Annotated in this window: 19 protein-coding genes; 9 read left to right on the top strand and 10 right to left on the bottom strand. The window is 70.3% G+C overall.

What is annotated here, in order from left to right:
- Positions 1 to 25 precede the first annotated feature (25 nt).
- A complete protein-coding gene (locus ACGFIQ_RS12445; RefSeq protein WP_393243206.1) occupies positions 26 to 1,054 on the top strand; it encodes an ABC transporter ATP-binding protein in 1,029 nt (342 codons plus the stop codon).
- A complete protein-coding gene (locus ACGFIQ_RS12440) occupies positions 1,047 to 2,060 on the top strand; it encodes an ABC transporter ATP-binding protein (protein WP_393243005.1) in 1,014 nt (337 codons plus the stop codon). The genes ACGFIQ_RS12445 and ACGFIQ_RS12440 overlap by 8 nt, the downstream gene beginning before the upstream one ends.
- Before the next feature lie 103 nt (positions 2,061 to 2,163).
- On the opposite strand, the gene ACGFIQ_RS12435 is transcribed toward ACGFIQ_RS12440, so the two are convergent.
- The gene (locus tag ACGFIQ_RS12435) at positions 2,164 to 2,559 is read right to left on the bottom strand and encodes a chorismate mutase (protein ID WP_393243003.1); all 396 of its coding nucleotides are present in this window, start codon (positions 2,557 to 2,559) and stop codon (positions 2,164 to 2,166) included.
- Positions 2,560 to 2,837: 278 nt separating this feature from the next.
- On the opposite strand from ACGFIQ_RS12435, the gene pcrA reads away from it, so the two are divergent.
- Entirely contained in the window at positions 2,838 to 5,243 is a 2,406-nt protein-coding gene (gene pcrA / locus ACGFIQ_RS12430) for a DNA helicase PcrA (RefSeq protein WP_393243001.1), read from the top strand.
- 70 nt (positions 5,244 to 5,313) lie between these two features.
- Here the strand turns inward: pcrA and ACGFIQ_RS12425 are convergent, their stop codons facing one another.
- The gene (locus ACGFIQ_RS12425) at positions 5,314 to 6,084 is read right to left on the bottom strand and encodes a M23 family metallopeptidase (protein WP_393242999.1); all 771 of its coding nucleotides are present in this window, start codon (positions 6,082 to 6,084) and stop codon (positions 5,314 to 5,316) included.
- 263 nt (positions 6,085 to 6,347) lie between these two features.
- Entirely contained in the window at positions 6,348 to 7,055 is a 708-nt protein-coding gene (locus ACGFIQ_RS12420; RefSeq protein WP_393242997.1) for a M23 family metallopeptidase, read from the bottom strand.
- A gap of 488 nt (positions 7,056 to 7,543) precedes the next feature.
- Between ACGFIQ_RS12420 and ACGFIQ_RS12415 the strand changes: the two genes are divergently transcribed.
- From ACGFIQ_RS12415 to sucD, 3 genes are all read left to right on the top strand, one after another.
- Complete coding sequence (locus ACGFIQ_RS12415) at positions 7,544 to 7,948, top strand: cobalamin B12-binding domain-containing protein (protein WP_088987674.1); 405 nt, start codon at positions 7,544 to 7,546, stop codon at positions 7,946 to 7,948.
- Positions 7,949 to 8,416: 468 nt separating this feature from the next.
- Positions 8,417 to 9,595: an ADP-forming succinate--CoA ligase subunit beta gene (gene sucC, locus ACGFIQ_RS12410; RefSeq protein ID WP_393242995.1), complete on the top strand. Its 1,179-nt coding sequence runs from the start codon at positions 8,417 to 8,419 to the stop codon at positions 9,593 to 9,595.
- 2 nt (positions 9,596 to 9,597) lie between these two features.
- On the top strand, positions 9,598 to 10,485 hold the full coding sequence (gene sucD, locus ACGFIQ_RS12405) for a succinate--CoA ligase subunit alpha (protein WP_393242993.1): 888 nt from the start codon (positions 9,598 to 9,600) through the stop codon (positions 10,483 to 10,485).
- Positions 10,486 to 10,558: 73 nt separating this feature from the next.
- Here sucD and ACGFIQ_RS12400 read toward each other — a convergent pair whose 3' ends face one another.
- Complete coding sequence (locus ACGFIQ_RS12400; RefSeq protein WP_393242991.1) at positions 10,559 to 10,825, bottom strand: DUF4190 domain-containing protein; 267 nt, start codon at positions 10,823 to 10,825, stop codon at positions 10,559 to 10,561.
- Between the two features lie 197 nt (positions 10,826 to 11,022).
- On the opposite strand from ACGFIQ_RS12400, the gene ACGFIQ_RS12395 reads away from it, so the two are divergent.
- Positions 11,023 to 12,345, top strand: a complete 1,323-nt coding sequence (locus ACGFIQ_RS12395) for a DUF6350 family protein (RefSeq protein WP_393242989.1) — start codon at positions 11,023 to 11,025, stop codon at positions 12,343 to 12,345.
- A 110-nt stretch (positions 12,346 to 12,455) separates the two neighbouring features.
- Here the strand turns inward: ACGFIQ_RS12395 and ACGFIQ_RS12390 are convergent, their stop codons facing one another.
- Positions 12,456 to 13,001: a DUF4190 domain-containing protein gene (locus tag ACGFIQ_RS12390; protein ID WP_393242987.1), complete on the bottom strand. Its 546-nt coding sequence runs from the start codon at positions 12,999 to 13,001 to the stop codon at positions 12,456 to 12,458.
- 288 nt (positions 13,002 to 13,289) lie between these two features.
- Between ACGFIQ_RS12390 and purN the strand changes: the two genes are divergently transcribed.
- Both purN and purH read left to right on the top strand, forming a co-directional pair.
- Positions 13,290 to 13,910 carry a phosphoribosylglycinamide formyltransferase gene (gene purN / locus ACGFIQ_RS12385; protein ID WP_393242985.1) on the top strand — a complete coding sequence of 207 codons (621 nt, stop codon included), beginning with the start codon at positions 13,290 to 13,292 and terminating at the stop codon, positions 13,908 to 13,910.
- Positions 13,907 to 15,478 carry a bifunctional phosphoribosylaminoimidazolecarboxamide formyltransferase/IMP cyclohydrolase gene (gene purH, locus ACGFIQ_RS12380; protein ID WP_393242983.1) on the top strand — a complete coding sequence of 524 codons (1,572 nt, stop codon included), beginning with the start codon at positions 13,907 to 13,909 and terminating at the stop codon, positions 15,476 to 15,478. Before purN ends, purH begins: the two co-directional genes overlap by 4 nt.
- Before the next feature lie 136 nt (positions 15,479 to 15,614).
- Here purH and ACGFIQ_RS12375 read toward each other — a convergent pair whose 3' ends face one another.
- The 5 genes from ACGFIQ_RS12375 to ACGFIQ_RS12355 all read right to left on the bottom strand — a co-directional run bounded on the left by ACGFIQ_RS12375 (position 15,615) and on the right by ACGFIQ_RS12355 (position 21,516).
- The gene (locus tag ACGFIQ_RS12375) at positions 15,615 to 16,646 is read right to left on the bottom strand and encodes an ABC transporter ATP-binding protein (RefSeq protein ID WP_393242981.1); all 1,032 of its coding nucleotides are present in this window, start codon (positions 16,644 to 16,646) and stop codon (positions 15,615 to 15,617) included.
- On the bottom strand, positions 16,627 to 17,658 hold the full coding sequence (locus ACGFIQ_RS12370) for an ABC transporter ATP-binding protein (RefSeq protein ID WP_393242979.1): 1,032 nt from the start codon (positions 17,656 to 17,658) through the stop codon (positions 16,627 to 16,629). The genes ACGFIQ_RS12375 and ACGFIQ_RS12370 overlap by 20 nt, the downstream gene beginning before the upstream one ends.
- 7 nt (positions 17,659 to 17,665) lie before the next feature.
- Entirely contained in the window at positions 17,666 to 18,622 is a 957-nt protein-coding gene (locus tag ACGFIQ_RS12365; RefSeq protein WP_393242977.1) for an ABC transporter permease, read from the bottom strand.
- Between the two features lie 152 nt (positions 18,623 to 18,774).
- Complete coding sequence (locus ACGFIQ_RS12360) at positions 18,775 to 19,713, bottom strand: ABC transporter permease (RefSeq protein ID WP_393242975.1); 939 nt, start codon at positions 19,711 to 19,713, stop codon at positions 18,775 to 18,777.
- Positions 19,714 to 19,914: 201 nt separating this feature from the next.
- Positions 19,915 to 21,516 (bottom strand): ABC transporter substrate-binding protein, encoded by a 1,602-nt coding sequence (locus tag ACGFIQ_RS12355; protein ID WP_393242973.1) that lies wholly within the window; start codon positions 21,514 to 21,516, stop codon positions 19,915 to 19,917.
- Between the last annotated feature and the right edge of the window lie 151 nt (positions 21,517 to 21,667).

The raw sequence follows: 21,667 nt of genomic DNA, 5'->3' as shown, positions 1-21,667 counted from the left end.
GGGAGATCCAGTGTCCGACATTCTCGTGTCCGAGCAGTCCGCGCCGGGACCCGGCGGGTCCGGACGTCCCTCCGGCCGGCTGCTCGAGGTCGACGACCTGCGGGTGGAGTTCCGCACCCGGGACGGCGTCGCAAAGGTCATCAACGGGGTCACCTACCACGTCGACGCGGGGGAGACCCTCGCCGTGCTCGGCGAGTCCGGCTCCGGCAAGAGCGTCACCGCGCAGACCATCATGGGCATCCTCGACACGCCTCCCGGCTTCGTCACCGGTGGGCAGGTCCGTTTCCACGGCAAGGACATGCTCCGCATGTCCGACGAGGAGCGCCGTCGCATCCGCGGCGAGGGCATCGCGATGATCTTCCAGGACGCGCTCTCCGCGCTGAACCCGGTGTTCACGGTCGGGTTCCAGATCGCCGAGCAGTTCCGGGTTCGGCGGGGCATGGGTCGCGCCGAGGCCAAGAAGCGCGCGATCGACATGCTCGACCAGGTCAAGATCCCGAACGCCAAGGGTCGGTTCAACAACTACCCACACCAGTTCTCCGGCGGTATGCGGCAGCGCGCGATGATCGCGATGTCGCTGGCGCTCGACCCGGAGGTGCTGATCGCGGACGAGCCGACCACCGCGCTCGACGTGACCGTGCAGGCCCAGATCATGGACCTGCTCGCCGAGCTCCAGCGTGAGCGGCAGATGGGCATGATCCTGATCACCCACGACCTCGGCGTGGTCGCCGACGTCGCGGACCGGATCGCGGTCATGTACGCGGGCCGGATCGTCGAGCAGGCCGACGTGTACGACCTGTACGCCAAGCCGGCGCACCCGTACACGTTGGGCCTGATCGACTCGATCCCGCGCCTGGACGAGAAGGGGCAGCAGCTCCGGACGATCAAGGGCCTCCCGCCGAACCTGATGAACATCCCGCCGGGCTGCCCGTTCAACCCGCGCTGCCCCATGGTTCAGCCGGTGTGCCGGGAGAAGATCCCGCCGCTGCTGCAGGTGGGCCCCGCCCGGGCCAGCGCCTGCCACTTCGCCGAGGAGCTGGTGAACCGTGTCTGAGAACATCCTCGAGGTCCGTGACCTGGTCAAGCACTACCCCGTCACGCAGGGTGTGGTGTTCAAGAAGACGGTCGGTCAGGTCAAGGCGGTGGACGGCGTCTCGTTCGGTCTGCGCGCCGGTGAGACGCTCGGCGTGGTCGGCGAGTCCGGCTGCGGCAAGTCGACCCTCGCCCGGGTGCTGATGAACCTGGAGAAGCCGACCGCTGGCAGCGTGATCTACAAGGGCCAGGACACCTCCAAGCTGTCCGGTGGGGCGCTGCGACGCCTCCGTCGGCAGATCCAGCTGGTCATGCAGGACCCGTACACCTCGCTCAACCCCCGGATGACCGTCGGCGACCTGCTCGGTGAGCCGTTCGAGATCCACCCGGAGGTGGCGCCGAAGGGCAGCCGTCGGGCCAAGGTCCGGGAGTTGCTGGACCTGGTCGGGCTCAACCCGGAGCACATCAACAGGTACCCGCACCAGTTCTCCGGCGGTCAGCGGCAGCGCATCGGCATCGCCCGCGCGCTCGCCCTGCGGCCCGAGATCATCGTCTGCGACGAGCCGGTGTCGGCCCTGGACGTCTCCATCCAGGCCCAGGTGATGAACCTGCTGGAGAAGCTCCAGAGCGAGTTGGGGCTCTCGTACGTCTTCATCGCGCACGACCTGTCGGTGGTCCGCCACCTCTCGGACCGGGTCGCGGTGATGTACCTCGGCAAGGTCGTCGAGATCGGCACCGAGGACGAGATCTACGAGCGGCCGACCCACCCGTACACCCAGGCTCTGCTGTCGGCGGTGCCGGTTCCGGACCCGACGCAGCGGAACAACAAGACGATCATCCGGCTCACGGGTGACGTGCCGTCGCCGATCAGCCCGCCGTCGGGCTGCCGGTTCCGGACCCGCTGCTGGAAGGCACAGGACATCTGCGCCGAGCAGGTGCCGCTGCTGGAGATCCGACGGGACTCGGACCACCCGAGCGCCTGCCACTTCGCGGAGCGGCGCGAGATCGTCGCCACCCACGAGGCCTGAGTCACCCGAGACCGCCTGCCGACGTCACCACGACGACGGCAGGCGGTTTCGTCTGTCCGTGGCCCCGGCCGGGCCGGCCCAGGCTCGCCACCGGCGAGGCGGCTCAGAGCGGGCCGCGGCCCGCGCGGAGCAGCAGCAGGGCCAACTGGGTGCCGTCGGCGCCGAGGGCGACCCGGAACCGCTCCAGGATCTTCCGCTCCCGAGAGAGCACCAGGCGCGTCCCGCCAGAGGCCATCCGGGTCGCCCCGACCTCCTGGGACAACGCGGCGCGCTCCTGCCAGAGGGCGATCATCGCATTGTCGATCTCGTCGATCCGTTCCCTGATCTGCACGATCCGCGCGGAGGCGGTTGGTTCCTCGGTGCCGGTCCGTGCCTCGACCGGCCCGGCGTTGTCGACCGCCGGGGGCGCGGACACCGCCGGCTCGCTCCCGTTCGGCACGGGCCGCTCCGCCTCGGGTCGGGTCGGGCCGCCGCTCTGCTCCATCACGTCTGTCATCATCGGGTACCTCTCGCACTGTGGTGCCCGGTGCCCGGAACCCGGGACGGAAAAAGCCCCGGACTCCAGGAGCCCGGGGCTTTTGCAGGTCTGAATCGATCAGGCGCGACCCACGGCAGCCGGACTCCCGGTGCCAAAGTAAAAGTGGTAGCGCGCAGCGATCACGTTGACGAGTATGCCCACGTCGGCACCTGCCGCGCAAGGATCCAACGGCCCCTTCCTCGCGGCGCGGCGCAGCGGGGCGGGGCAGTGTCTGACCGGCGGCATAGACTTGTCGGGCGATGCATCCTCTCTTCGACATTCCCGCGTCCCCGCCTGCGCCGGAGTCCGCGCCGGCCCGCCCGCACCGACCCGGGCCGGCCCCCGTGCGCCTCGATCCGCAGCAGCTGCTTGCCGGGCTGAACGGGCCACAGCGCGACGCGGTCACCCACGCCGGCTCGCCGCTGCTGATCGTTGCCGGCGCCGGGTCCGGCAAGACCCGGGTCCTCACGCACCGGATCGCCTACCTGCTCGCCGCACGGGACGTCCATCCCGGTGAGATCATCGCGATCACCTTCACCAACAAGGCCGCCGGCGAGATGAAGGAACGCGTCGCCGCGCTGGTGGGTCCCCGGGCCCGCCTGATGTGGGTGTCGACGTTCCACTCCGCGTGCGTCCGGATCCTGCGCGCCGAGCACGAGCACGCCGGCCTCAAGTCGACGTTCTCGATCTACGACGCGGACGACTCCCGACGGCTGATGCAGTTGGTCACCCGCGAGCTGGATCTCGACCCGAAGCGCTACCCGGCGCGCGGGCTGGCCGCCCAGGTCTCCAACCTCAAGAACGAGCTGGTCGACCCGGAGCAGTTCGCGGCGCGGGCCACCGGGCCCAACGAGCGGGCGTTGGCGGAGGCGTACACGCTCTACCAGCGCCGGCTGCGTGAGGCGCACGCACTGGACTTCGACGACCTGATCATGACGACGGTGCACCTGCTCCAGTCGCACCCGCACGTCGCGGAGAGCTACCGGCGGCGCTTCCGGCACGTGCTGGTGGACGAATACCAGGACACCAACCACGCCCAGTACATTCTGATCAAGGAGCTGGTCTCCGGCACCGAGGGGGTGGAGCCGGCCGAGCTGTGCGTGGTCGGCGACGCCGACCAGTCGATCTACGCGTTCCGGGGCGCGACGATCCGCAACATCCTGGAGTTCGAACGGGACTACGCCGACGCCCGCACGATCCTGCTGGAGCAGAACTACCGCTCCACCCAGACCATCCTCAACGCGGCCAACGCGGTGATCGACCGCAACACCTCCCGCAAGCCCAAGCGGCTGTGGAGCGAGGCCGGCGCCGGCGAGCAGATCGTCGGTTACGTGGCCGACACCGAGCACGCCGAGGCCGACTGGGTGGCCCGGGAGATCGACCGGCTTGTCGACGCCGACGAGACCCGCCCCGGCGACGTCGCTGTCTTCTACCGCACCAACGCACAGTCCCGCGTCTTCGAAGAGGTGTTCATCCGCGTCGGCCTGCCCTACAAGGTGGTCGGCGGGGTGCGCTTCTACGAGCGCAAGGAGGTCCGCGACGCCCTTGCGTACCTGCGTTCGGTGGTCAACGACGACGACACGGTGAGCCTGCGGCGGGTCCTCAACACCCCCCGCCGGGGCATCGGCGACCGGGCCGAGGCGTGTGTCGAGGCGCTCTCCAGCCGCGACCGGATCTCGTTCGGCGCGGCGCTGCGCCGGGCCCGGGAGGCGCCGGGCATCTCCAGCCGGGCGGCCAACGGCATCGGCGACTTCGTGGCGCTGCTCGACGGGGCCCGGGAGTTGGCCGAGACCGGCACGCCGGAAGAGGTGCTGGAGGCACTGCTGACCCGCTCGGGCTACCTCACCGAGTTGGAGGAGAGCCTGGACCCGCAGGACGCCGGCCGGGTGGACAACCTCCAGGAGTTGGTCAGCGTCGCCCGGGAGTACACCGAGCGGATCGAGGCGCTGGGCGAGGAGGGGGAGCGGGCCACCCTCGCCGGCTTCCTGGAGCAGGTGGCGCTGGTCGCCGACGCCGACCAGATCCCCTCCGACGACCCCGACCACCAGGGCGTGGTCACCCTGATGACGTTGCACACCGCCAAGGGCCTGGAGTTCCCGGTGGTGTTCCTGACCGGGCTGGAGGACGGCGTCTTCCCGCACCTGCGCTCGCTTGGCGACACCCGCGAGTTGGAGGAGGAGCGCCGGCTGGCGTACGTCGGCATCACCCGCGCCCGACAGCGGCTCTACCTCTCCCGGGCGGTGACCCGCTCGGCCTGGGGGCAGCCGTCCTACAACCCGCCGTCGCGGTTCCTGGAGGAGTTGCCGACCGAGCTGGTGCACTGGGAGCGCACCGAAGGGTCGTACACCTCGTGGGCTGGCGGGGGCGGCGGCGTCGGCGGCCGCGCGGACCGCGCGCCCGGCGCGCGTGGCAACTTCACCGGGGGTACGCCGAAGGCGGCCCAGTTGGCGCAACGGCTCGGCGTGGACGCCAGCCGGCTGACCACGGCCAGTGAGCTGCCGCAGGGGCCGAAGGTGTCGGCCGGCGACCGGGTCAACCACCAGCGGTACGGGCTGGGGCGGGTGCTGGCCGTGGAGGGGCACGGCCCGGGCGCCCGTGCGCAGATCGACTTCGGCGACCAGACCATGTGGCTGGTGCTCCGGCACGCCCCGGTCGACAAACTCTGACCGGCCCCGGATGACGGCAGGGTGGCCTCCGGTGCGACGGAGACCACCCTTGTCCGGATGTCGCGCTGGCTCAGCAGCCCAGGTCCACGCCGTGCGCCCGCATGAACGGGGCCGGGTCGATCTGGTTCCACATGCCCTGGTGCACCTCGAAGTGCAGGTGCGGGCCGGTGGCATCGCCGGTCGCGCCCTCGTACCCGATGACCTGACCGGCCTTGACCTTCTGGCCGACGGTCACCGCGATGCGGCTCTGGTGGGCGTAGTGGGTCAGGTACCCGTTGCCGTGGTCGACGAAGACGGAGTTGCCGTACCCGTCGGCGGCGTCACCGGCCTGGGTCACGGTGCCGGCGGCCGCGGCGCGGATCGGCGTGCCGGAGGGCAGCGCCAGGTCGATGCCGGCGTGCAGGGTCCCCCAGCGCTGCCCGTAGCAGGAGGTGACGGCGGCGCCCGGCATCGGGTTGACCCAGGCGGGGGTGGGCCTGGTGGTCTTCTTCGGCTTCGGCTTGGCCTTCGCGGCGGCCGTCTTCGCGGGTGCCGGGCTGGCGCTCGTCGCGGCCGGGCTGGGCGTGGGGCTGACCGAGGGGGTGACCGGCGTGCCCGACTCGCGAGCGGAGCGGTCGGCCCGGCTGGCGGCCTCGTTGCGGGCCTGCGCGTCGAGGGAGACGGCGGCGGGTGCCGGGCGGTCGCTGCCGGTGGTGGCGGCGACGACGCCACCGAGGCCGAGGGCTACCAGAGCGGCGGCACCGGCCACGATGAGGCGGTTGCGTCGGCCGGCGCGCCGCGGCTGCTCGGTCTGGGCGGTGTCGGGGGTGTTCTCGTTCTGGACGGGGCTGTCTTCCTGCACGGCGGACCTTCACAGTCGAGGGGCACTTGACCTCGAAATACTGGTGTCGAGCCGGGCCGGGGGCGGGATGGGGACCTGGTGGCCCGGCGCCGGACGGCGGCTCGCCTGCCCGGATATGACCCCTTCTGCGGCACTACGACCGGAAAAGTGATCATGCGGTACGGTGTCGCCGCTCACAATCTGCACTGTGACCTGGAAGACATCGCTCCACGAAAAACCGCCCGGATCGACAGATCCGGGCGGTCAACGGTCGGTACGTAGCGTCAGGAGCCGGCTACCTCGCTGTAGATTGCCTCGACTTGCAGCTTGATGTCCACTCCGCGGTCCTGGAGGAACGGCACCGGGTCGATCGGCTTGCCCTTGACATGGATCTCAAGGTGCAGGTGGGTGCCGTAGGCGTGACCGGTCTGGCCGACGAGGCCGAGTTGGTCGCCGGCCTTGATCTGCTGGCCTTCCTTGACACTGACCGCGGAGGAGTGGCCGTAGATGGCCTCGCTGCCGTCGGCGTGCTGCACGATCACGGCGTTGCCGTACCCACCGAACCAGCCGGCCTTGGTGACCAGCCCGTCGTGGATCGCGACGTAGGGCGTGCCCTCACCGGCGACCAGGTCCACGCCGGTGTGCATCTTGCCCCAGCGCATCCCGTAGGGGGAGTTGAAGTCGTAGCCCTGCAGCGGCAGCAGCCACACCTCGGGCTCGGCGCTGTCCTTGGTGCGGCTGTCCCGCGAGGCGCGGTCGGCGTTGTCCGCACGGGCCGCGGCGTCCTGGCTGGTGACCGACGCCTGCTTGAGCTCGTCGAGCACCGTCGGGCTGACGTCCTTGGCGTCCGGCAGGGCGCTCGCGCCGAGCGCGACGATGCCGGCCCCGACGAAGGCGGTGGTGACGACAGCGGCGTAACGGCTGCGCGGTGGGGTGGGCACACGGCGACGACCGCGATATCGATCGGGCTCAGACGACAGGCGCTGGCGCACGCACACCCTCCGTTGTCGGGGTTCCGAAGCGGCCGGTGGGCGTTCGTGAAGCTCCGGTGAACGTCCGCTGACCGCGTCGTCACCCGTCCATGGACCTGATGACAACCGTGGACACGTTAGCCAACCACCAGACGAGTCACAAGCTAGAGCGCGAAATTGGCGTGTCGATCTGTCCGTTTGCGTCCGTGATTGTCATGCATCGTGACGCCGAACGGTGCCCTTGTTGCTGCCCGTTCGTCGCCGAGCGTGACCGGTCCGGCGGAGTCGTCCGACTTGACTGCGGGCCGTGCCGCAACGCTGGACAACGCCGGATCGCTGGGCCGGGCGGTGCCGGATGGCCTCGGCGGGTCTCTTCGGGCTGCGCGGTGGTCGTACCGCGCGGTTGACTGGTCGCGGAGCCGGGTTCCAGCCCGGATTTCCCGGGTTGGGTCCGCCGGGTTACCGTTCGTTCAGGTGAAGGCCGTGGAGCCGGTGAAAGGTGTGCGCTGATGAGCTCTCGTATTCGGGTCGTCGTCGCCAAGCCCGGCCTGGACGGCCACGACCGGGGCGCGAAGGTCGTCGCGCGTGCCCTGCGCGACGCGGGGATGGAGGTCGTCTACACCGGCCTGCACCAGACCCCCGAGCAGATCGTGGAGACCGCCATCCAGGAGGACGCCGACGCGGTCGGCCTGTCCGTCCTCTCCGGTGCGCACATGACGCTCTTCCGGCGGGTGCTGGAGCTGCTCGGTGAGCGGGACGCCCGCGACATCGTGGTGTTCGGTGGCGGCATCATCCCGAACGGCGACATTCCCGAGTTGGAGAAGCTGGGCGTCGCCAAGATCTTCACGCCGGGCGCCACCACCCAGGCGATCGTCGAGTGGGTCCGCGAGAACGTCGCGCAGCCGGTTTCCTGAACCTCGTCGGAGCGGTCGGCGACAGCCTCGTCGCGGCGGTCTGCTCGGCGACCGGGGCGACCGGATTTGGGCACGGGGGAGGGGCCGGACGCACCCCTCACACGTCCGGCCCCTCTATGCACGATGCCCCGCCGCCACCCCTCGACCGACAGGGCATCGGCCGTCTCCCGTCATTGCGCTGTTCAGCGCTCCGACATCTGACTCAACGAGGCCCCTACGGCCGGGTTACGCAACCAGGGCAACATCGCCCGGACGGTGGATGCGGCCGGAGTCATGGCCGGAACCGGCCGCTGCCGATGTCCGGTTGTGCATTACCGCACACCGCGCACCCGCTCGGTTGCCGGCGGTGCCGACCTCGCTAGGCTGCGGCCAATGGCCTGTTTCAACTGATGACAGGCGTCAAACTGTTTTTTGAACGCTGGTGGCGGCGCGACGGCGCGCCGCGGAGACGGGACGGGACGCGCAATCGTGGACCTGTACGAGTACCAGGGGCGGGACCTGTTCGAGCGGCACGGCTTGCCCGTGTTGGCCGGCGGCGTCGCCACTACCCCGGAAGAGGCCCGTGCGATCGCCGAACGCCTCGGCGGTCGCGTGGTCGTCAAGGCACAGGTGAAGGTCGGCGGCCGAGGTAAGGCCGGCGGCGTCAAGCTGGCCGAGGGCGCCGAGGAGACGGTGGCCCGCGCCACCGACATCCTCGGCATGGACATCAAGGGCCACACCGTCCACAAGGTCATGATCACGGTGACCGCGGACGTGGCCGAGGAGTACTACTTCTCGTACCTGCTCGACCGGGCGAACCGCACCTTCCTCTGCATCGCCAGCGTTGCCGGTGGCATGGACATCGAGCAGGTCGCCGTCGACACCCCCGACAAGGTGGTGAAGGCCCCGATCGACGCCGTGCAGGGCGTGGACGAGGCCAAGGCCCGCGAGATCGTGACCGCCGCCGGGTTCCCGGCCGAGGTCGCCGACCAGGTGGTCGAGATCGCCGTGGGCCTGTGGCAGGCGTTCGTCGCCGAGGACGCCACCCTGGTCGAGGTCAACCCGCTCGCCAAGAACGGCGACGGCCGGATGCTGCTGCTCGACGCCAAGATCAGCCTGGACGAGAACGCCGCGTTCCGGCACCCGGACCACGAGGCGCTTGTCGACCAGGCCGCGGTGGACCCGCTGGAGCAGGCCGCCAAGGCCAAGGACCTCAACTACGTCAAGCTCGACGGCGAGGTCGGCATCATCGGCAACGGCGCGGGTCTGGTCATGTCGACCCTCGACGTGGTCGCGTACGCCGGTGAGCGGCACGGCAACGTCAAGCCGGCCAACTTCCTCGACATCGGCGGCGGCGCGAGCGCCGCGGTGATGGCGAACGGGCTGGAGATCGTGCTCTCCGACCCGGCCGTGAAGAGCGTCTTCGTCAACGTCTTCGGCGGCATCACCGCCTGCGACGAGGTCGCCAACGGCATCATCCAGGCCCTCGCCCTGCTGGAGCAGCGCGGCGAGCAGGTCACCAAGCCGCTCGTCGTCCGTCTCGACGGCAACAACGCCGAGGCCGGCCGGGCGATCCTGGACAGCGCGAACAACCCGCTCGTGCAGCGGGTGGACACCATGGACGGTGCGGCCGAGCGGGCCGCCGAGCTGGCAGCTGCGGGGGTCTGATCATGGCTATCTGGCTGACCAAGGACTCGAAGGTCATCGTTCAGGGGATGACCGGTTCCGAGGGCTCCAAGCACACCCGGCGGATGCTGGCCGCCGGCACCAACGTGGTGGGTGGCGTCAACCCGCGCAAGGCGGGCCAGACTGTCGACTTCGACGGCACCGAGCTGCCGGTCTTCGCGTCCGTCGCGGACGCGATGGCCGAGACCGGTGCCGACGTCACTGTCATCTTCGTGCCGCCGCAGTTCACCAAGGCCGCAGTGGTCGAGGCGATCGACGCCGCGATCCCGCTGGCCGTGGTGATCACCGAGGGCGTCCCGGTGCACGACACCGCGTCGTTCTGGGCGTACAACGTGGCGAAGGGCGAGCAGACCCGGATCATCGGGCCGAACTGCCCCGGCATCGCCTCGCCCGGCGCGTCCAACGCCGGCATCATCCCGGCCGACATCACCGGCTCCGGCCGCATCGGCCTGGTCAGCAAGAGCGGCACGCTGACCTACCAGATGATGTACGAGCTGCGCGACATCGGCTTCTCCACCTGCGTCGGCATCGGCGGTGACCCGATCATCGGGACCACCCACATCGACGCGCTGGCGGCCTTCGAGGCCGACCCGGAGACCGACGCCATCGTGATGATCGGTGAGATCGGTGGTGACGCCGAGGAGCGGGCCGCCGAGTTCATCAAGACCAACGTCACCAAGCCGGTGGTCGGCTACATCGCCGGCTTCACCGCTCCTCCCGGCAAGACCATGGGTCACGCCGGGGCGATCATCTCCGGCTCGGCCGGCACCGCCGAGGCGAAGCAGGCGGCGCTGGAGTCGGTCGGCGTCAAGGTCGGCAAGACGCCGACCGAGACCGCGAAGCTGATGCGGGAGATCATGTCCGGCAGCTGAGCCGGCCAGGCAACACCGAAGGGGGTCGACCGCAGCCGGTCGGCCCCCTTCGGCGTACGCGGTGGTGAGCTGGTCAGTCGTTGTTCCAGAACGGGTAGTTGCCGGTGGCGCGCAGGATCGCCCCGCCGATGATGTTGATCACGCCGAACACGATGGCGAGGTAGCCCAGCACCGGCGACTGCCCGTTGCGCCGGGCGTCGCGGATGGACAGGTAGCCGAAGATGATGCCCAGGATGCCGCAGCAGATCAGCCCCAGCACGATGCCCAGCACGCCCCAGAGCGTGGTCCGGTCCCGTCCCCGGGCCGGTGGTGGCGGTGGTGGCGGGTATGGCGTCGGCACAGCGTCCTCCGGGCGTTCGTCGGCGGCGGGCCGGCGGACCGCGACCGGCGGACCCGACCCGGGCGGCGGCGACTCGCGCCCCCTTCGGCCGAGGCTAGACCGGCCGGGGTGGCCGGGGCCCGGGTTCGGTCAACTCGCAGCCCTTCGGGCGGGTTATCGGACTGCCACGGCCCGCGCGACGTGCCAGAGTAGAGCGGATGTCCCCCGTCACCCCTGACCGTCCCAGCCGTCCCGGCGGTGTGCACGCCGACGACCGGCCGGTCGATCGTGCCGCACCGGCCCGACGGGTGCCCGCGCCCCGCGCGGGCGGGTCGCCACGCGGGCGAGCGCCGTTGCCCGTCGCCGCCGGGGTGGCGGCCGGTTGGGCTGCCCTCACCTCCTACCTGCCGGTCGCCATCGTCCTCGGCCTGGTGCACCTCGGCACGGATTCCAGCACCCTGACCAACACGCTGCGCACCGCTCTGGCCGGCTGGCTGCTCGGGCACGGTGTGGGGCTGCACACCGAGTCCGGTCCACTCGGGCTCGCCCCGCTGGCGCTGACCGTGCTCGCGCTCTGGCGGCTGACCCGGGCCGGAGTGCACGTCAGCCGCGCGATCGGCGCCCGCGACACCCGCTCACCGCGTCGGGCGCTGCTCGCCGCGGGCGCGGTGGGCATCGCGTACGCGCTGCTCGGCGCGCTCGCGGCGGTGCTGATCGGCGCCGACGGACCGGACGTGTCAGTGCTTCGGGCGGGGGTGACGTTCGCCGTGGTCGGCACACTCGCCGCGCTGGTCGGTGCCACCCGCATCACCGCCGTGACCCAGGTTGTCGTCGGCTGGCTGCCGGGCCCGGTGCGCGACGGCGTGCGGAGCGGCCTGGTGGCCGGGCTGCTGCTGCTCGGCGCGGGTGCCGGCGCGGCCGGCCTGGCGGTGGCCACCGGCGGCGGCGACGCGGCCGACATGATCGGCGCGTATCGGACCGGGGTCGCCGGCCAGGCCGGGATCACCCTGGTCAGCGTCGCGTACGCGCCGAACGCGGCGGTCTGGTCGGCCAGCTACCTGCTCGGGCCGGGTTTCGCGGTGGGCACCGACACCGCGGTCCGCACCAGTGAGGTGTCGGTCGGCGCGTTGCCGGCCGTGCCATTGCTCGCCGGCCTGCCGCGAGGCCCGGTGGACGGCTTCGGTGCTCTCCTGCTCGCGGTGCCGGTGCTGGCCGGGATGGTCGCCGGCTGGCTGCTCGCACGCCGGCTGGCTCGACTCGCCGGGCCGGAGCGGGCCCCGCATCGTTGGGCCGAGGTGTTGGCCCCTGCGGCGGTGGCCGGGCCGGTGGCCGGGGTGCTGATCGGCGTGGCCGCCGCGGTTTCCGGCGGGCCGCTCGGTGCCGGTCGGCTGGCCCAGGTCGGGCCGGTGGGCTGGCAGGTCGGGGCGGTGGCGGCGGGTGTCATCGCGGTCGGCGCGCTGCTCGGTGCCGCGGCCACCCGAGCGCTCACCCGCGCCCCCGCCCCGCAGGCCGCGAAGCCCCCGCGCGTGCCCCCGCGCTGAACGAACGAGCGCGGGGCGGCCGAGCGCGGGGCGGTCGGCGCGTGCCCTCGCGCTGGACGAGCGCGGGGCGCCCCGGACGAATCCGGAGCGCCCCGTCGACAACAGCCAGGTCAGGGCTGGGTGGGCAGGGTGACCTGTGCCACCACGAGCAGGATGATCAGCAGGATGCCGAGCACGACGCCGACCGCACCGCAGATCAGGCCGGCCTTGGCCTGCCCGGCGTTGTTGGCCTGGCCCTGGGCGACCTTCTGCTTGGCGAGGTAACCGGTGACCACGGCCGCGATGCCGACCGGGATGCCCAGGTAGAAGCAGCACAGCAGCGGGATCGACGCGATACCGAGGATCATCGACACCAGGCCGAGGGTGTTGTTCTGCCCCTGCGCCTGCGGGTACCCGGCGTTCGGGTACGCCGGGCCGGTGCCGTACTGCAGCGGCTGGCCGTACGGGTCCTGGTACGCCGGCGGCTGACCGTACGGCTGACCCGAGGTGGGCTGCTGGCCGTACGGAGCCTGCGGTGCCGCGTACGGATCCTGCTGGCCGTACGGCTGGCCGGAGGTGGGCTGCTGGCCGTACGGGGCGGCTGGCGGCGGAGGGGCGGTCGGGTCCTGGTTGGGCTGCTGGCCGTACGGGTCCTGACCGGGGTTACCGGGCTGCATTCGAAAAGCTCCTTGGACTGGTTCCGTCAGTTACTGCTGTTGTTTCCATCCATGATCGCGGTCAGTCCTCCCAAAGCCCAGTGCCGCAGCCGGAGGACATCTCTCCCATAGCGCGGGAAATGGCCCTTCTTGGCCTGTTCCGCGTGTCGGTGCAGTGACGGGCGTGGGTCGTGACGACGTTCGGCCCGAGCGAGCGGCAGCGTACCGGGTCGATGCTCGTCAGCACCGTCGACGATCGGCGCACCGCCCAGCGGAAGGGCATCCTGACCTGCCCGATAGGGTGGCCCGGTGACCGAGCCCGCGCCTGTCGCCCGCATCGTCGTCCTCGTCTCCGGCTCCGGGAGCAACCTTCAGTCGCTGCTGGATGCCGCCGCCGACCCCGCGTACGGCGCTCAGGTCGTCGCGGTCGGCGCGGACCGCGACGGCATCGCGGGCCTGGACCGGGCCGACGCGGCGGGGGTGCCGACCTTCGTCGAGCGGGTCCGCGATCACGACACCCGGGAAGACTGGGACGTGGCGCTCACCGCGCACGTCGCGAAGCACCAACCTGACCTGGTCATCTCCGCCGGTTTCCTCAAGTTGGTCGGCCCGCACTTCCTCGCCGCCTTCGGCGACCGCTACCTGAACACGCACAACACGCTGCTGCCGGCGTTCCCCGGCATCCACGGCCCCCGCGACGCTCTCGCCTACGGCGTGAAGCTCACCGGGGCCACCCTCTTCTTCGTCGACGCCGGCATGGACACCGGGCCGATCGTCGCGCAGGTAGCGGTGCCGGTGCTGGACGACGACGACGTCGACACGCTCACCGAGCGCATCAAGGAAGCCGAGCGACGCCAGCTCGTCGAGCAGGTCGGTCGGCTGGTCCGCGAAGGCTGGACCATCACCGGAAGGAAGGTCACGGTTCCGTGAGTCCCACTCAGGACGGGCGCCGCCCAATCAGGCGGGCGCTGGTCAGCGTCTACGACAAGACCGGGCTGGTCGAGCTGGCCCAGGCCCTGCACGCGGCCGGTGTGGAGATCGTCTCCACCGGCAGCACGGCGGGCACCATCGCCGCCGCCGGTGTGCCGGTGACGCCGGTGGAGACGGTGACCGGTTTCCCCGAGGTGCTCGACGGCCGGGTGAAGACCCTGCACCCGAAGGTGCACGCCGGTCTCCTCGCCGACCTGCGCAAGGACACGCACGTCGCACAGCTCGACGAGCTGGGGGTGGCGGCGTTCGACCTGCTGGTCTCCAACCTCTACCCGTTCCAGGCGACCGTCGCGTCCGGCGCCGGCGTCGAGGAGTGCGTGGAGCAGATCGACATCGGTGGCCCGGCCATGGTGCGGGCCGCCGCCAAGAACCACGCCTCGGTCGCCGTGCTCACCGACCCGGCCGGTTACCCGGCGCTGCTCGGCGCGCTCAGCGAGGGCGGCTTCACCCTGGCGCAGCGCCGCGCGCTGGCCTCCCGCGCGTTCGCGGACATCGCCGAGTACGACGTGGCGGTGGCCCAGTGGTGTGCCCGGGAGCTGGCCCCGGCCGACGACTCCTGGCCGGCGTTCGCCGGGTCGGCACTGCGCAAGTCGACGGTGCTGCGCTACGGGGAGAATCCGCACCAGCCGGCCGCGCTCTACACCGACCCGGACGCCCCGGCAGGTCTGGCCCAGGCCGAGCAGTTGCACGGCAAGGAGATGTCGTACAACAACTACGTCGACGCGGACGCCGCCTGGCGTGCGGCGAACGACTTCGCCGACCAGCCGGCGGTGGCGATCATCAAGCACGCCAACCCGTGCGGCATCGCGGTGGGCGCGGACGTGGCCGAGGCGCACCGCCTGGCGCACGCCTGCGACCCGGTGTCGGCGTTCGGCGGCGTGATCGCGGTCAACCGGTCGGTCTCGGTCGAGCTGGCCCGGCAGGTCGCCGACATCTTCACCGAGGTGGTGGTCGCCCCCGGTTTCGACGAGGGCGCGGTCGAGGTGTTGCAGGGCAAGAAGAACATCCGGCTGCTGCGCGCGCCGGCCTGGACCCCGGCGCCGGTCGAGTGGCGGCCGGTGACCGGTGGCGTGCTGACCCAGGTCGCCGACCGGGTGGACGCCCCCGGCGACGACCCGGCCAACTGGAAGTTGGCAACCGGCGAGGCCGCCGACGAGGAGCTGCTGCGGGATCTCGCGTTCGCCTGGCGGGCGGTCCGCGCGGTGAAGAGCAACGCCATCCTGCTCGCCAGGGACGGCGCCACCGTCGGCGTGGGCATGGGTCAGGTCAACCGGGTCGACTCGGCGCAGCTCGCGGTCAGCCGCGCCGGCGCCGACCGTGCCCGCGGTTCGGTCGCCGCCTCGGACGCGTTCTTCCCGTTCGCCGACGGCCCGCAGATCCTCATCGACGCCGGCGTCCGCGCCATCGTCCAGCCGGGCGGCTCGATCCGCGACGAAGAGGTCATCGCGGCAGCCAAAAAAGCCAACGTGACGATGTACCTAACCGGAACCCGCCACTTCTTCCACTAACCCCCACCCCACCCCACCCCACCCCCGTTCGCGTCGATCATGGAGTTGTGGTGCCCCGCAAAAGGGGTGCCGGTCGATAAATCGGCCACCACAACTCCATGATCGACGTGTGAGGCGGGCGGGCGGGGCGGGCGGGTTAGGGGGCTGGGCGGAGTTCGGCGAAGTGGCAGGCGGACGGGTGGGGGTCCGCTGCCCTCGGGACCGTCTGGGGATCTTCGGTGGCGCAGATGTCCTGGGCCTTCCAGCAGCGGGTGCGGAAGTGGCAGCCGCTCGGCGGATCGGCCGGGCTGGGCACGTCACCGACCAGCCGGATCATGGTGCGCTGGTCGCGGGCCTCCGGGTCCGGCACCGGCACCGCGGAGAGCAGAGCCTGGGTGTACGGGTGGGTGGCCCGCTCGTAGATCTCGTCCTCGGTGCCGATCTCGACGATGCGACCGAGGTACATCACCGCGACCCGGTCGGCGATGTGCCGCACCACGGACAGGTCGTGGGCGATGAAGATGTACGACAGCCCCAGCTCGTCCTGGAGCTGCTTGAGCAGGTTGATCACCTGGGCCTGGATGGAGACGTCCAGAGCCGACACCGGCTCGTCGCAGACGATCACCTCGGGCCGCAGGGCGAGCGCGCGGGCGATGCCGATGCGCTGCCGCTGACCGCCGGAGAACTGGTGCGGGTACCTGTTGATGTGCTCCGGGTTGAGCCCCACCAGGTCGAGCAGCTCCTGGACCCGCTTCTGCTTGCTGCCCTTCGGAGCGGCATCCGAGTGGATCTCGAACGGCTCGCCGATGATGTCGCCGACGGTCATCCGCGGGTTCAGTGAGGTGTACGGGTCCTGCATCACCATCTGCATGTTGCGGCGTACCCGACGCAGCTCGCCCCCGGAGGCCTTGAACAGGTCCCGACCTTCCAGGGTGGCCCGGCCGGAGGTGGGCGTCTCCAGCCGCATCAGCAGCCGGGCGAGGGTGGACTTGCCGCAGCCGGACTCGCCGACCACGCCCAGCGTCTCGCCCCGACGCAGCTCGAAGCTCACCCCGTCGACGGCCTTGACCGCGCCCATCTGCCGCTGGAACAGGACGCCCTGCGTGATCGGGAAGTGTTTCACCAGGTTGTCGACGGAGAGGATCGTCTCGCCGCGGACCTTGGCGGGACTAGCGGGCGACGCTGTCATCACGGACCTCCTGCGCGAAGTGGCAAGCGCTGGTCCGGCCGTCGCCGAGGACCAGGTCGTGGGGTACGACGTCCACGCAGACCTGCTGGACGTACGGGCACCGCGGGTGGAACGGGCAGCCGGACGGGATGCGCATCAGGTTCGGCGGCAACCCCTTGATCGTCGACAGTTCCTCGCCGCGGACGTCCAGGCGCGGGATCGACTCCAACAACCCCTTGGTGTACGGGTGGGCGGGCGCCTTGTAGAGCGAGCGGACGTCGGCGTGTTCGACGATCCGGCCGGCGTACATGACCGCGATCCGGTCCGCGACACCGGCGACCACACCCAGGTCGTGGGTGATCAGGATCATCGCCATGTCGCGTTCCCGGCGCAGGTCGGCAAGCAGGTCCATGATCTGGGCCTGGACTGTCACGTCGAGCGCCGTGGTGGGCTCGTCGGCGATCAGCACCTTCGGGTCCAGCGCCAGGGCCATCGCGATCATGACGCGCTGCCGCATGCCGCCGGAGAACTGGTGCGGGTAGTCGCCGATCCGCTTGGCGGCTCCCGGGATCTTGACCAGGTCCATCAGCTCGATGGCGCGCCGCCGGGCGTCGGCCCGGGACATGCCGGCGCGTTGGCGCAGCGTCTCACCGATCTGCCAGCCGACCGGAAACACCGGGTTCAGGGCGGACAGCGCGTCCTGGAAGATCATCGCGATCTCCTTGCCGCGTACCTGCCGGCGCTGCTCCTCGGATTGGGTGAGCAGGTCCTGACCCTGGTAGAGGATCTGGCCGGAGCGGACGAACGCGGGCGGGGTGTCCAGGATGCCCATGATCGCCTGCGCGGTGACCGACTTGCCCGAGCCGGACTCGCCGAGCACGGCCAGTGTCTCGCCGGCGTCCAGGTGGTACGACACGCCGTTGATCACCTGGGCCACGCCCTCGTTGGTGCGGAACTCGACGTGCAGGTCCCGCAACTCCAGCAGGTGGCCGCCTTCGGGCGTGGCGGAGGCGGGTGTGGGTTGGACGGTCATGAGTGTCTCACCGCAGCTTCGGGTCGAAGGCGTCACGGATCGCGTCGCCGAGCATGATGAACGCCAGCACGGTCAGCGCGAGGAACGCGGACGGGACGATCAGCGGTGCCGCCGCCTCCCGCATGTGGATGCGGCCGGTGTCGATGTCCTGGCCCCAGGAGATGGTCGGTGCCTTCAGGCCGATGCCCAGGAACGAGAGCGTCGCCTCGGCCGCGATGAACGAGCCGAGCGCGATGGTCAGCACGACGATGACCGGGGCGAGCGAGTTCGGCAGGATGTGCCGCCACATGATCCGACCGTTGCCCGCGCCGAGCATCCGGGCCGCCGAGACGTAGTCCTGTTCCTTCGCGGTGATCACCGACGAGCGGACCACGCGGGCGGCGGTGGTCCAGCCGAGCAGGGCCAGCACGAAGACGACAGCACCGATCCGTGCCCACTGGCTGTCGCTGGAGACCCGCTTGAGCAGCACGATCGCGGCCAGCAGCAGCGGGATGCCGAGCACCACGTCGATCACGCGGGAGAGCACCGCGTCGACCCAGCGGCCGAAGTACCCGGCCAGCATGCCGATCACCAGCGCGATGATCCCGGTGCCGAGCGCGGCGAGCGCGCCGACCAGCAGCGAGGCCCGGGTGCCGTAGACCGCCCGGGAGTACGTGTCGCAGCCCTGGAAGTCGTACCCGAAGATGGCCCCGCCGGACGGCCCGGCGTGCTGCCGGGAGAGCAGGCAGTCGTTCGGGTTGTTGGCGGTGAACACCCCGGGGAGCAGCGCCATCAGGGTGAAGATGACGACAAGCGCCAGCGAGATCCAGAAGATCGGGTTACGGCGCAGGTCCCGCCAGGCGTCTCCGGCCAGGCTGCGGGGCTTGTTCGAGGCACCGACCTGGTTGGGTGTGCCCGGCTCACCTGAGGGCCCGCGCCGCGCGGCCTGGTTCTCGCTGGCCGCCACGGTCTCGAAGTCACTCATGCCTGCACCTCGCTGCGCTCGGCGCCGGCATGAGAGCCCAGGCACGCTGCGCTGTCGATTCGTTCGCTGCGCTCACTCATGCCTGCACCTCGCTGCGCTCGGCGCCGGCATGAGAGCCCAGGCACGCTGCGCTGTCGATTCGTTCGCTGCGCTCACTCATAGCGGATCCTCGGGTCGAGTACGGCGTACAGGACGTCCACCACCAGGTTCGAGACCAGGTAGACCACGACGAGCACGCTGACGATGCCCACCACCAGGGGGCCGTCCTCGGTGCGGATGCCGCGGAAGAGGTTGAAGCCCACGCCGGGGATGTTGAAGACGCCCTCGGTGATGATCGCGCCACTCATCAGGTTGCCCAGTTCCACACCGAGGAAGGTGACCACCGGGATCAGTGAGTTGCGCAGCACGTGGACGACGACGATGCGGCGCTTGACCAGGCCCTTGGACCGGGCGGTCCGGACGTAGTCGGCGCGCAGGTTCTCCGCCACCGAGGCCCGGGTGAGCCGCAGGGCGGTGGCCAGCGACAGCGAGCCGAGCACGATGCCCGGCAGCAGGAGCGCGTAGAACGTCGGGTCGGAGCCGGCGGTGGGTGGGAAGAGTTGCCACTTCACGCCCAGGAAGTACTGCGCCAGAGGCGCCAGCACGATGGTCGGGATGCCCAGCACCAGCAGGGTCAGCACCAGTGTCGAGTTGTCGAAGATGCTGGCCCGACGGATGCCGGCGAGCACACCGGCGGTGACCCCGAAGATGATCGCCACGGCGAGCGCGATGAGCGCGAGCTGGACGGTGACCGGCCAGGCCTGCTGGAGGATGTCGCCGATGTTCCGACCGGTGAGCGACTCGCCCAGGTTGCCCTGGAGCAGGTCCTTCACGTAGCCGAAGTAGCGGTAGAAGAAGCCACCGACGCCCGTCTGATCCAGGTTGTACTTCTCGGTCAGGTAGGCCCGTTGGGCCGGCGTCACCGGCCGCTCACCGGCGAGTGCCTGGATCGGGTCGCCCTGCCCGGCGAATGTCAGCGCGTAGACGATCAGGGTGGTCCCGAAGAACGCCAGGACCATCTGCAGTAGGCGCCGCAGGATGTAGCGGAACATGCTTAGCAGTCTCTCCGGAAATGTGCGAAAGGGTCGCAGGACGGCATCTCTGGTCGTACCCGAAATATCCGAGACGCGCCGTCCGGCCCGGGGAAGCCGGCACCACCGACGCCAAGTCCGCTACTGCGATGCGGCCCGGCCCGGTGGTGCGGTCCGGGCCACCCGGGCGTCGTCGCCCGGGTGGCCCGCACCATGGTCAGCTCAGCTGGCTGCTTCGATCTTGACGAGGTTGACCCGCTGGAACAGGTCCATCTCCACGTTCTTGACCTTGGACGAGTGGCCGAACACGTTCTGGCCGAAGCGGAGCGGGATCACCGGCATGTCCTTGGCCAGGATGTCCTCCGCCTGCTGGTACTTGGCGATCGCCTCGTCCTGCGTCTTCGCGGCGGAGCCCTCCTTGACCAGCCTGTCGAACTCCTTGTTGCTGTAGCCGTAGTAGTTCGACGAGCCGTTGGTGCTGTACAGCGGGCCGAGGTAGTCCTCCATGGTCGGGTAGTCCATGACCCAACCCATCCGGAACGCACCCACCGGCTGCTTCTTCTCGACCTTGGTGAGCAGGTCGGCGAACTTCGGCTCGGCCGAGCCGACGGCGTCCACACCCAGGTTGGCCTTGAGCTGGTTGACCGTGGCGTCGACCCAGTCCTTGTGCCCGCCGTCGCCGTTGTACGAGATGACGATCTTCGACGGGCCACCGGCGGCCTGGTAGAGCTTCTTGGCCTCGGCCGGGTTGAACTCGCCGGCCTTGCCCGCGGTGTTCTCCCGGTAGCCCGGCAGGACCGGCGAGACGAAGGAACGCGCCGGCGTCTGCGAACCCTTGAAGACCGACTTGGTGATCTCGTCACGGTCGATTGCCATCGAGATGGCCTTGCGCACGTCCGGGTTGGCGTAGTCCTTGTCGAACGTCGGGAACGCGAGGAACTGGAACGACGACATCGGGCTGGTCTGGTACCTGTCGCCCAGGTCGCTCGGCGCGGTGCTCAGGCTCTCGGTCGGGATCGTCGGCAGCACGTCGAGGTTGTCCGCCTGGACGTCCGCGTAGGCAGCGGTGAGCTGCTGGTAGATCCGGAACTCGATGTTCTTGACCTTGGGCTTCTCGCCCGGGTACGCGTCGTAGCGCTCGACGTCGATCTTGCTGTCGTGCTGCCAGGTGCCCTTCATCTTGAAGGGGCCCTGCCCGATCGGCGCCTGCTCGTAGGAGTCCTTGAGCACGCCCGGAGCCGAGAACGCGGCGTCCGGCATCGGGAAGAACGCGTTGTAGCCCAGCGTCGTCTTGAAGTCGATGTACGGCTCGGAGAGCGTCGCGGTGAAGGTGAGGTCGTCGACCTTCTTCAGGCCGGACATCTCCTTGGCCTTCGGCGTCTTGCCCTGCAGGTCCGCGTAGCCAGCGATCTTCTCGAAGAAGTAGTTGCTGTCCTGACCGTTGGGGGCGTACGCGCCGTAGTTCCAGGCGTTGATGTAGTCCTCGGACGTGACCTTCTCACCGTTGTGGAAGGTGAAGCCGTCCTTGAGCTTGATCGTCCAGACCTTGTTGTCGGACGAGGTGATCGACTGGGCGGCGACCTCGTACGGCTTGTTCTGGGCGTCGTAGTCGACGAGCGGGCTGAACAGGCCGGCGATCACCTGTGAACCGGACGTCTCGGTGGTGTTGGTGGGAACCAGGTGCTTCGGCTCGCCGATCTGGATGCTGACCGCCGAATTGCCGCTGCCGCTGGATCCACCGTCTCCGCCGCTGCCGCAGGCCGCGAGGCCCAGCGTCACCGCGAGCGGGAGGGCGGTCCAGGCGGCGAGTCTACGAACTCGCATTGTGCCTCCTCATCTCCTCACGCTGCGCAGTCAGGCCCGACGCTGGGTTACGCTGCGCAACAAGCGGCAACGGTAGGTCGGCGACGGGCCTTCGGCAACGAGGCGGTTGCGGGTGGGTAACGGTCCGGCACCGCCGGGCTTGTCGGGGACC

Source organism: Micromonospora sp. NPDC048898, from assembly GCF_043198035.1.
Classification (GTDB): Bacteria; Actinomycetota; Actinomycetes; order Mycobacteriales; family Micromonosporaceae; genus Micromonospora.
This window is presented reverse-complemented; position numbering and strand designations above follow the sequence as displayed.

Excerpts from the sequence above, each read along its gene's own strand:
- ACGFIQ_RS12435 (WP_393243003.1), bottom strand. The coding sequence starts at position 2,559 with ATGATGACAGACGTGATGGAGCAGAGCGGCGGCCCGACCCGACCCGAG.
- pcrA (WP_393243001.1), top strand. The coding sequence starts at position 2,838 with ATGCATCCTCTCTTCGACATTCCCGCGTCCCCGCCTGCGCCGGAGTCC.
- ACGFIQ_RS12415 (WP_088987674.1), top strand. The coding sequence starts at position 7,544 with ATGAGCTCTCGTATTCGGGTCGTCGTCGCCAAGCCCGGCCTGGACGGC.
- sucD (WP_393242993.1), top strand. The coding sequence starts at position 9,598 with ATGGCTATCTGGCTGACCAAGGACTCGAAGGTCATCGTTCAGGGGATG.
- ACGFIQ_RS12395 (WP_393242989.1), top strand. The coding sequence starts at position 11,023 with ATGTCCCCCGTCACCCCTGACCGTCCCAGCCGTCCCGGCGGTGTGCAC.
- ACGFIQ_RS12390 (WP_393242987.1), bottom strand. The coding sequence starts at position 13,001 with ATGCAGCCCGGTAACCCCGGTCAGGACCCGTACGGCCAGCAGCCCAAC.
- ACGFIQ_RS12375 (WP_393242981.1), bottom strand. The coding sequence starts at position 16,646 with ATGACAGCGTCGCCCGCTAGTCCCGCCAAGGTCCGCGGCGAGACGATC.
- ACGFIQ_RS12370 (WP_393242979.1), bottom strand. The coding sequence starts at position 17,658 with ATGACCGTCCAACCCACACCCGCCTCCGCCACGCCCGAAGGCGGCCAC.
- ACGFIQ_RS12365 (WP_393242977.1), bottom strand. The coding sequence starts at position 18,622 with ATGAGTGACTTCGAGACCGTGGCGGCCAGCGAGAACCAGGCCGCGCGG.
- ACGFIQ_RS12360 (WP_393242975.1), bottom strand. The coding sequence starts at position 19,713 with ATGTTCCGCTACATCCTGCGGCGCCTACTGCAGATGGTCCTGGCGTTC.
- ACGFIQ_RS12355 (WP_393242973.1), bottom strand. The coding sequence starts at position 21,516 with ATGCGAGTTCGTAGACTCGCCGCCTGGACCGCCCTCCCGCTCGCGGTG.